The sequence below is a fragment of the Corynebacterium sp. genome (assembly GCF_022712195.1).
In the GTDB taxonomy this organism is placed as follows: Bacteria; Actinomycetota; Actinomycetes; order Mycobacteriales; family Mycobacteriaceae; genus Corynebacterium.
Genome location: NZ_JALAGY010000002.1, coordinates 1 through 9,449 on the forward strand (window position 1 = coordinate 1; position 9,449 = coordinate 9,449).

Annotated in this window: 10 protein-coding genes and 1 pseudogene; 9 read left to right on the plus strand and 2 right to left on the minus strand. The window is 71.7% G+C overall.

Translation table 11 applies throughout. From position 1 onward, the window contains the following. Window positions 1-8: 8 nt before the first annotated feature. The 7 genes and pseudogenes from Q0A34_RS00040 to Q0A34_RS00070 all read left to right on the plus strand — a co-directional run bounded on the left by Q0A34_RS00040 (window position 9) and on the right by Q0A34_RS00070 (window position 5,563). Window positions 9-764, plus strand: a complete 756-nt coding sequence (locus Q0A34_RS00040) for an ATP-binding cassette domain-containing protein (RefSeq protein WP_291477268.1) — start codon at window positions 9-11, stop codon at window positions 762-764. 95 nt (window positions 765-859) lie between these two features. Then, complete coding sequence (locus Q0A34_RS00045; RefSeq protein ID WP_291477257.1) at window positions 860-1,540, plus strand: biliverdin-producing heme oxygenase; 681 nt, start codon at window positions 860-862, stop codon at window positions 1,538-1,540. 58 nt (window positions 1,541-1,598) lie between these two features. Beyond that, window positions 1,599-2,324, plus strand: a complete 726-nt coding sequence (locus Q0A34_RS00050; protein WP_291477259.1) for a hypothetical protein — start codon at window positions 1,599-1,601, stop codon at window positions 2,322-2,324. Next, window positions 2,282-2,680: pseudogene (locus Q0A34_RS00055) on the plus strand (NUDIX domain-containing protein); the annotation flags it as partial. The gene Q0A34_RS00050 and the pseudogene Q0A34_RS00055, both read left to right, overlap by 43 nt. 54 nt (window positions 2,681-2,734) lie before the next feature. Next, window positions 2,735-3,520, plus strand: coding sequence for a fructosamine kinase family protein (locus tag Q0A34_RS00060; protein ID WP_291477269.1), 786 nt, complete (start codon window positions 2,735-2,737; stop codon window positions 3,518-3,520). 100 nt (window positions 3,521-3,620) lie between these two features. Further along, window positions 3,621-4,082 (plus strand): PH domain-containing protein, encoded by a 462-nt coding sequence (locus Q0A34_RS00065; RefSeq protein WP_291477270.1) that lies wholly within the window; start codon window positions 3,621-3,623, stop codon window positions 4,080-4,082. Beyond that, window positions 4,079-5,563, plus strand: coding sequence for a PH domain-containing protein (locus Q0A34_RS00070; RefSeq protein ID WP_291477260.1), 1,485 nt, complete (start codon window positions 4,079-4,081; stop codon window positions 5,561-5,563). The genes Q0A34_RS00065 and Q0A34_RS00070 overlap by 4 nt, the downstream gene beginning before the upstream one ends. Here the strand turns inward: Q0A34_RS00070 and Q0A34_RS00075 are convergent. Beyond that, complete coding sequence (locus tag Q0A34_RS00075) at window positions 5,502-6,824, minus strand: glycosyltransferase 87 family protein (RefSeq protein ID WP_291477262.1); 1,323 nt, start codon at window positions 6,822-6,824, stop codon at window positions 5,502-5,504. The genes Q0A34_RS00070 and Q0A34_RS00075 overlap by 62 nt on opposite strands. Window positions 6,825-6,891: 67 nt before the next feature. Here Q0A34_RS00075 and Q0A34_RS00080 point away from each other — a divergent pair, with 67 nt between their 5' ends. Beyond that, window positions 6,892-7,635: a sulfite exporter TauE/SafE family protein gene (locus tag Q0A34_RS00080; protein ID WP_291477264.1), complete on the plus strand. Its 744-nt coding sequence runs from the start codon at window positions 6,892-6,894 to the stop codon at window positions 7,633-7,635. Between the two features lie 49 nt (window positions 7,636-7,684). Next, on the plus strand, window positions 7,685-8,989 hold the full coding sequence (locus tag Q0A34_RS00085; RefSeq protein WP_291477265.1) for an MFS transporter: 1,305 nt from the start codon (window positions 7,685-7,687) through the stop codon (window positions 8,987-8,989). A gap of 99 nt (window positions 8,990-9,088) precedes the next feature. Here Q0A34_RS00085 and Q0A34_RS00090 read toward each other — a convergent pair. Next, window positions 9,089-9,449 (minus strand): rhodanese-like domain-containing protein (locus Q0A34_RS00090; RefSeq protein ID WP_291477267.1); only part of this gene is annotated, 361 nt, incomplete at its 5' end.

A 9,449-nucleotide genomic window follows, 5' to 3' on the forward strand; every position in this document is an offset into this window, starting at 1 on the left:
GCACCGAGATCCTCCACGGGGTGGACCTCGACGTGCACGCCGGCGAGGTGCTCGGACTGATCGGGCCGAACGGGGCGGGGAAGTCGACGCTGCTCGCCGCACTGGCGGGGGACCATGAGCCCGTGGCCGGTCAGGTGCTCCTCGACGGGCGCCCCTACCGGGACTACGACGTGGGCGAGGCCGCCCGGACGCGTTCGGTGATGCTGCAGGATTCACGCGTCTCGTTCCCCCACCTCGTCCGGGACGTGGTGGAGATGGGCAGGTCCGCCTGGTCGGGCAGGAACGGGCGGACTGACCGGAACCCCGACCGGGACCCCGACCGGGACCTTGTCGATGCGTGCCTGCGTGACGTCGGCATGCTGGAGATGCAGGACCGTGACGTGACCACGTTGTCCGGTGGTGAGCGCGCCCGGGTCTCTTTCGCGCGGGTGACGGCACAGCAGGCACGGTGCATGATGCTGGACGAGCCGACGGCGGCGATGGACATCGGGCACCAGGAACGCACCATGCGTTCGGTGCGCCGCGTCGCGGGAGGGGGAGTGGGCGTCATCGTGGTCCTCCACGACCTGAACCTGGCCGCACGCTACTGCGACCGGCTGGCACTTCTCGACGGCGGACGCGTCGAGGCGGTCGGAACCCCGGCGGAGGTGTGCACCGGCGAACGTTTGTCGAGGGTCTACGGGTGGACGGTGAACGTGGACGCGGTCGGTGGGGAACTGTGGATCCGTCCGGCCCCACCGGCGGCGGACCGCTTCCCCGGTTGACACCGCCCCACGGGCCGCTGTTGTTAGGATGGCCCCGTACACGACGTGCCCTGTGACGCACAGGCACGGCACCCGCGACGACGGGACCACACGCCATGACATCGACACCGCCGAATACACCGCCGACGCCCCCGCTGTCTGAGGCGCTCCGCGAGGAGACCCGGCAGGCACACGAGGACGCTGAGCACTCGGTGTTCATGGAGCGGCTGCTGGACGGTGGTCTGGACGCCGCCGCCTTCGTCGCCTTCCAGGAGCAGGCCTACCTCTTCTACTCGGCGCTGGAGGACGCCGTCGACGCCTGCGCGGGGGACGCCCGGCTCGGTGCGGTCGCGGACCGCCTGCTGGACCGGCGGGCCGTGCTCCGGGAGGACCTGCGTGCACTCGGGGGAACCGTCGGCGCCCGGCCGTTGCCCGAGACGGCGGAGTACGTCGCGGAGCTGGGGCGCATCGGCCGGGAGAAGGACGTCCCGGCCCTCGTCGCACATCACTACACCCGGTACCTGGGGGACCTCGCCGGCGGGCAGGTCATCGGACGTCTGGTGACACGCCACTACGGCGTGCCGGAGTCGGCGACGTCGTTCTACCGATTCCCGCACATCGACAAGCCACGGCGCTACAGGGACGCCTACCGTGGGGCCCTGGACACGATGTCCTTCGACGACGTCGAGCGGAGACGGCTCCTGCGGTCGGCACGGCAGGCCTTCGCCTACAACGCCGGGGTCTTCGAGGGGCTCCGCAGGACGCTGGAGTCCCGCTGGCCCGCCCTCCTCCATTAGGGTAGGCTCACGACATGTGCGCCGCCTGGAGCGGTGGCGACCCCCGACCCTGAGGACGGTGAAAGACGTGCAGCAGGCCAACAGTGCCCGTGCCGGGGCCCGTGTCGGTTCCGGTGACGGGCGGCAGTCACCCGACGCCCCCGAAGTCGCCGGGCTGCTGGACGTCGCCGGCGACTCGGCCCTGGACTGCGTACGCCGTTCGACGGTCTTCCGCCGGATGGGGGACGGGACCCTGCCTTTCGCTGGACGGGCGGCCTACCTCGAACAGCACTGGGAGGGGCTGCGGATCCTGCGCTCCGCCCTGTCAGCACAGGCGAACCCTGCGCCGTCGTCGGTGGACCCCGTGGCCCTGGCGTCGATGTGCTCCGCGCTCTCCGCCGCCACCGAGCAGTTCTCCGGGGCGCTGGACCGTGCACACGCGACCGCACGGTGGCGCGACCGGCACGTGACCATGCCCTCGATGCTGAATTTCCGTCGCCACATCGGCGAGCTGCAGGACGACGGGGATGTTGTCGCCCTGTTGGCCCACGCCTACCTGCGGCTCCTCGTGTGCCGTGCCTGCCCGGAACCGGGGGTGACCGCCCGTGACCCGGAGGTGCTGCAGGACGCCGTCGTGGCCGTGGTGCGGGACGGCGAATCCCTTGAACGGCTGTCCGAGGAACTCAGTGTTGCTCTGCTGCTGATGATGCAGCACGGCGCGGACGTCTGCCGCGGGTACCCCGAGAGGGACGCCGACAGCGGATGCGCGGTGACCGTGGCGACGATCCGTCGTGCCCTCCGGTGAGCGGCGTGACAGACGGTGGGATCCGGGTCAGCGCGGTCGCCTTCCTGCGCGACGAGCCGGGGGTGCCCGGCGGTTGCGGGGTGCTGACCGTCCGCAAACACGGCACGAGCCTCTACCAGTACCCCGGCGGTAAACCCGAGCCCGGGGAAGATCCACGGGACACCGCGGTACGCGAGGTCGCCGAAGAGACCGGGATCGACGTCCCCGCCGACACCCTTGACCTCCTCGGTACGTTCACTGCACCGGCGGCCAACGAAGAGGGCCGGACGGTGACCGCCGATCTCTTCCTGTACACCGGGGACGCGGACATCGTCCCGGTGGCCGCCGCCGAGATCGCCGACGCCCGGTGGCTGCCGGTGGGGACGCCCGGCCACACCCCGGACGATCCGGCGCACCCGCTGGCCCCGCTGATGTTCACGACCTTCCCGCACCTGGCAGGGGCGACGACGTTCACCAAACGAAACCCGGGACGCCCGGGGGACTGGGAGCACGCCTGCCTCGACTGGCTGGAGGACGCGGCGGCCCGCGGCGGTGTCGCCGTGGCGGGTGTCCGGGCGCGGGAGGGGAAGGACCGGGACCTGCTGCTGCGCCGGGTCACCCCCGTGACCCCGGACGCGCAGGCGGCGGAGGACTTCGGCCGTCGGCTCGCCGCAACCCACGCCTGCGGCGCAGAGGCCTTCGGCGCCGGCCCGGCGGGCTGGAGCGGAACCGGCTACCAGGGGCCGAACGACCACCTGCTGGAGCTTCCGCTGGCCCCGCACGACTCCTGGGGCACCTATTACGCGGAGGTGGTGCTGGCACCCCTGGAACGGTACGTCCCCACCGGTGTCCCGGGGACCGGGCGTCTGCTCGACCGGCTGACCGCCGGTGACTTCGACGACGGGCACCCACCGGCACGGCTGCACGGCGACCTGTGGTCGGGCAACCTGATGTGGTCCCGCGGCGGGGCGGTCCTCGTCGACCCGTCCGCCCACGGCGGTCACGGCCTCACCGACCTGGGGTTCCTCGACATGTTCGGCGCCCCGCACCTCGGCAGGATCTTCGACGCCTACGCGGAGGCGGCCGGGCTGGGGCCGGGGTGGCGTGAACTGCTGCCCCTGCACCGGCTGCACGTGCTCTACCTCCATGCCGCGGTGTTCGGCGGGGGGTACGTCGACGAGGCGGCGTCGACCGTCCGGCACGTCCTGTCGCTCTGAGACGCCGGGGAGTCTGTGCGACACTGGGGCCATGACCCACCAGTCGTCCGTGGACGCCTCACCCCACGACCCCCGCCCACCCATGGTCCGGCCCGAGGAGATGCACCGGGTGTCGGGACGATACGTTCCGGCCCGGTTCGTCTCCGACCTGCCGTGGACGCTCGTGCCGCTGGTCGGCGCCGTCGTCGCGGCGCTGACCGTGCCGGACGGGGTGGCGACCGTGGCGTGGGTGGTGGCCGCGGTCCTGCTGGTGCTGCTGCTCTGGCAGCTGTGGCTGATCCCCGCCCAGGCGTCCCGCAAGCGGTGGCTGGAGACCGGGGATGAACTGCTCGTCACCAAGGGACGGTTGTGGTGGACGTTCACCGTGGTCCCCTACGGCCGGATCCAGTACGTCGACGTCACCTCCGGCCCGGTGGAACGTGCTTTCGGCCTCAAGCGCGTCAAGCTCCACACCGCCTCGTCCACGAGTGACTCGACGGTGGTGGGGCTGGACGCCGGCGACGCGGACGCGCTGCGTGACCGGCTCGCCGTCGCCGCACGGGAGAGGATGAGCGGCCTGTGACCGCCCACCGGCCAGAGGTTGACCGGCCCGGGGATGACCGGCCAGAAGATGACCGGCCCGGGGGCGACTGGCGCCGGGTCCACCCGCTCAGCCCGCTGCTGCGCATGTGGGCGGTGCTCGTCGGCGTCGCAGCGGTCATCGCCGCTCAGCAGCTGGAGACGCTGGGCCGTCTCCGCGACCTGCTGGCGGACTCCGCGTTGCCGACGGGGCTCGTCGCGCTGGCGGTGCTGGTGGCGTTGCCGGTCGTGTTCCTCCTCGGCTGGGTGGTCTCCCTGCCGTGGTGGCGGGCCACGGGGTACCGGGTCGACGACGAGGAGATCGCCGTCCGCCGCGGGGTCGTCTCCCGGCAGCTGCGTACGGCACGGTTCGACCGCGTGCAGGCGGTGGACCTGGTGGAGCCGTTGGCGCCCCGTCTGTTCCGCCTCGCCGGCGTGCGAGTGGAGACCGCCGGCGGATCAGGCAGCTCGGTAGGTGTGGAGTACCTGCCCCGCAGCGACGCCGAGGACCTGCGGGCGCGACTGCTCGCCCTGGTCCACGGCGCGCCGGACCGCGCGGACGACAGGAACGACAGGAACTGCACGGTCGGAACCCTCCCGGGCGACAGCACCCGCCAGGTGGTTCCCACCATCCCCGTCACCCGTTCCCTGGTGGCGGCCGCCGTGTCCGGGGCGTCGCTGACCGTGGTCGTCGGCCTCGTGGTCGCCCTGGCGACCCCCGCAGGTCCGGCGGTTCTGGTGCCGGTCCTGCTCGGCGCGGTGCCGTGGGTGTGGGGGGTGCTCAACACCAGCTGGCGCTTCACCGCCAACCTCGACGGCGACGTCCTGGGGATCACCTTCGGCCTGACCGAACGTCGCCGCCAGTCGGTGCCGTTGGCCCGCGTCCACGCCGTCGAGGTGTCGCAGCCGGTCGCGTGGCGGCTGTTCGGCTGGTGGAGGGTCCGTGTGGACGTCGCCGGCTACGGCGACGACTCCGGTTCAGACGGGGCGACGACCACCGTCCTGCCGGTGGGGGACCTGCCGACCGCACTTCACGTGCTCGGGGTCCTCTCGCCCCTGGACGTGCGGGAGGCCACCGTGGTGGCGCACCCGGAGGGCAGGGACCGCGCCGGGTTCCCCGGGGCCCTTACCTACCTCAGCCCCCGTCCCGCCCGTTGGGTGTCGCCGGTGGACCGTACCCGGCAGGGCACCACACTGGTCGCGGGACCGGACGGGGACGGCCCGTTGCGGGCGGTGGTCACCCACCGGGGACTGCTACGGCGGGTGGTGGCGGTGGTGTCCCCGGCGCACATCCAGGAGCTCAGTTACCGCCGCGGGCCGGTGCAGCAGGCGCTGGGGCTGGCGGGGGTCCGGTTCGACCTGGTGCCGGGACCGGTGTCGATGGCCGGACGTGACCTGGCGACCGCTGACGCCGAGGACCTGGTCAGCCGGCTCCGTGCCCGACGGCTCCCGGATCCTGACGTGTCTCCGGCCCGGCGGGCCTGAAGGCCCACCACGCACAGGTGGCGGCGAGGACGACGACGGCCACGTTGCGCAGTACCAGGGCGACCGCGGCGACCGGGAACGGCGGGTTGGAGATCAGCCAGTCGTAGAACACGGGGTACACCGTCGTCGTCAGCAGTGCCGTCACCAGGATCTCGAGTGAGACCACGGTGACCACCCGACGCCGCGAGGTCACCAGTGCGACCGCGACCACCGGGGCGACCCACACCATGTACTGGGGGGAGAAGACCTTGTTCGTCACGATGACCAGCATGATCAGGGCCACGCTGAACGCCACCGCGCGTGCCGGTGTCCAGTCGTCGCGGACCAGGCGTCGCACTGCCCACACCACGGCGGTGAGGACGCTCGCCGCGGTCAGCGCCGTGACCACGACCAGCGTGGCGTCGGTGCCGGGGCCGGCGATCTCGTAGCTCTTCGAGGCCGCGTAGCTGATCGACCACGGGTTCCCGTCTCCGGCGGCACCGTCGGCGAGGTGGTGCAGGGCGGCGGCGAGCACCCACGGTGTGGCGGCGACGGACTCCACCTGGAGCCCACGGTCGCCCTGGTAGGTCAACGGGGAGAGCAGGCGGTCGACTCCTCCCACGGCCACGACCACCACGCACAGCACCGCCAGGGAGGCGAAGAACCAGCACACCCGGACCCAGGTCGCCGTCCTGCGTAGCCCACCGACCAGAGCCGCGCCGAGGACGCCCGGCCACAGCTTCATCATCGTCGCCACCGCCAGCAGGACGGTCGCCGGGCGGGACCACCGGGGCCCGGCCAGGAGCAGGGCGGCGAACCCGGCGACGAGCAGTCCCGGGAAGATGTCGAGGCGGGTGAGGAAGATCGGGCCGGACAGGCCGGCGAAGAGGATCCAGAACCACACCGGCCAGCTGCCGGTGTCCCGTCCCGCCCGCCAGAGACACCAGGTGAACACCCCGGAGACCAGGACGGACAGTGCCACGAACCCGGTGACGAAGGAGTTCTCGGCGTCCGTGCCGGACCCGCCGAGGGAGGTGGTCACCTCGACGAGGCGCGCCGGCCACGTCCCGACCTCGGGGTACTCGTCCATCGCGCCGTCCTCGACGCCGGTCAGTCCCCGGAAGTAGTAGCGGATGTCGCCGGTGGAGGTCCCGGCTGTGACGATCCATGCGACGGGGAACAGGTGGGCGACGATCCAGCCGAGGACGACGGCCGGGGGGCGGGACAGCCACCGTCGCCGGGGCAGGGGACGTGGTGCGGCCGCTGAACTCGTGGATGTCACAGACAGTCATCCTATCGGAGAACCCCGCCGGCCCGGTGGTACGGCGGGGGCGTATAACTTGTTCCTGATGGAACTTGTACTCCTGGTCTTCGTCACGATCCTCGTCGGCTCCTGCATGCAGCGGGTGTCCGGCATGGGGGTCGGCCTGATCGGTGGGCCGGTGCTCAGCATCGCCATCGGCCCGGTCGAGGGCATCATGGTGGTCAACGTGCTCGCGGCGGTGAATGCGGCGATGTCCACGGTGACCGTGCGCAGGGACGTCGACTGGGGGAGGTTCGCGCTGATCGGGTCGGTGATGGTCGTCGGGGCGGTTCCCGGCGCCTGGCTCATCCACGTCATCCCGCCGGCGGTGCTGCAGATCGTGGTCGGTGCGGTTCTGCTGACCGCGCTGGGCGTGACCAGTTTCGGCCGCCGGTTCATCCCGGAGGTCTCGGGGAAGCTCCCGGCAGTGGCCGCGGGTGTGCTCGGGGGTTTCAGCAACACGCTCGCCGGGGTGGCGGGACCCGTGATCACGGTGTACGCCCAGGCCTCCCGCTGGGACCAGAGGACCTTCGCGGCGACACTGCAGCCGCTGTTCATCGTCTCCGGGGTCGTCAGCTTCGCCATCAAGTACCTCACCGACGCCGGGGACATCTCCAGCGAACCGTGGGGGATCTGGCCGGCGGCCGTGGTGGCGATGGTCATCGGCATCAGTGCGGGGATGGTGGTCAGCCGTCGGATCGAGCGGGACAGGGCCCGTCGCCTGGCCGTGGCCATGGCGGCGCTGGGTGGGGTGACGGTGCTGGTCCGCGGGATCCTGTCCCTGGGCTGACCGGGGTGGCGGGCCCCGCCGGGGGTCCAGGGGTCTAGGGTGGTGACACGTGCCCGACTCCACTGCAAAAGCATCTGTTCCATCTGGCCGTCTCAGCCGACGCGCGCTGACGGTGTGGTCCGCCGGTGTCGTCGCCTACATCCTGGCGATCACCGGCCGGACGTCGATGGGTGTGGCCGGGGTCGAGGCGCTGGACCACTTCCAGATCGACGCGTCCCGGCTCGCGGTGTTCACCTCGGTGCAGGTCGGTGTCTACGCCTGCGCCCAGATACCGATGGGCATGCTCATCGACCGCTTCGGGGCCCGGCGCATGCTCGTCGTCGGGGCGCTGCTGATGGGCGTCGGCCAGGTGCTGCTCGGGGTCACGTCCTCCTATCCTGTCGCGATCCTGGGACGGGTGGTCGTCGGCACCGCCGACGCCACCGCGTTCCTGTCGGTCATGCGGATCCTGCCGGCCTGGATCCCGATCCGCAGGACACCGGTGTTCACACAGCTCACCGGCGGGCTGGGGTACGTCGGGCAGTTCATGTCCGCGGTCCCGTTCTCGATGCTGCTGCACTCCCAGGGCTGGTCGACGGCCTTCGTCTCACTGGGGGCGGGGAGCGTGCTGGTCGCCCTGCTCACCTGGGTCGTCGTCGCCGACTCCCCGGACCCCACCCCGGTGGCGGACGCCGGGACGCCGGAGGGGCCCCGGCGCGGCATCGGCGCCACGCTGGCCTTCGTCGTGCGGCAGCCGGCCTGCTGGCTGGGGTTCTTCATCCACTTCACGCTGATGAGCCAGATCGTCTTCACCCTGCTGTGGGGTGTCCCCCTGATGACCCTGGGAATGGGGCTCAGTGAATCGCAGGCATCCGGGATCCTCGTGCTGAACATGGTCGTCAGCGTGCTCGTCGGCCCGGTCATGGGGGTGGTCTCCGCCCGGGCCGGCCGGCGCCGTCCGGAGGTGGTCATCGTCGCGACGGTGGTCGTGGCCCTGTCCTGGGTGGTGTTCTTCGCTTCCCCGGACCCCCGCACGATCGTGGCGGTGGCTGTCGTCAACGTCATCGTGCCGGGCCTGGCGCCGGTGGCGAACTACGGCTTCGACACCGTGCGCGAGGAGGTCGACCGTAGGTTCACCGCCACGGCGACCGGCCTGTCGAACATGGGAGGTTTCCTCGCCGCCATGATCGCCGCCCAGGCAGCCGGATTCGTCCTGGACGCGGTCGCCGACGGAGCGGACTACACGTGGTCGGACTTCCGGCTCGCCTGGTGCGCCCTCGGGGTCGTCTGGGCGGTCGGTGTGGTCGGACTGCTGGTCAGCCGGGTGAAGATGCAGCGGTGGCGTACAGTCGAGGACAAACGAGCTGACCTGTGACGTAGGAGACCGCCGTGGCACCCTCTATCGCGAGCTTTCCTGTCGGTGGGGGCGCAGGGCGCGGTGCTCAACATCCCGGTGCGGGAGCTCGTCGCGTCCTCAGTACACCGCTGACCCCGGACGCATCTGCCGTGCCCAGGCGAGGACCCCTCCGTCCAGGTGCGCGACGTTCTCCTCCCGCACGGCGAAATGGGACGCCACCGCGTCGACCGCCCGCGCCGACCGGGCGCCTGACTTGCAGTGGAAGATCACGTCCCGTCCCCGCGCGGCGGCGGGCAGTGCGTCCGCGCCCCGTTCCTCCAGCTCGGGGAGAGGGACCGGGAGCGCGCCCGGGATACTGAGGATCTCGCGTTCCCACGCGTCGCGGACATCGACGAGGACGGCCCCGGCGCGGGTCCGGGCCTCCAGGTCCCCGGGGGCCACCGTGGGGTGGGACGGGGACGGGGACGGGGACTGGGAC

Excerpts from the sequence above, each read along its gene's own strand:
- Q0A34_RS00080 (WP_291477264.1), top strand. The coding sequence starts at position 6,892 with ATGGAACTTGTACTCCTGGTCTTCGTCACGATCCTCGTCGGCTCCTGC.
- Q0A34_RS00065 (WP_291477270.1), top strand. The coding sequence starts at position 3,621 with ATGCACCGGGTGTCGGGACGATACGTTCCGGCCCGGTTCGTCTCCGAC.
- Q0A34_RS00060 (WP_291477269.1), top strand. The coding sequence starts at position 2,735 with ATGTTCACGACCTTCCCGCACCTGGCAGGGGCGACGACGTTCACCAAA.
- Q0A34_RS00045 (WP_291477257.1), top strand. The coding sequence starts at position 860 with ATGACATCGACACCGCCGAATACACCGCCGACGCCCCCGCTGTCTGAG.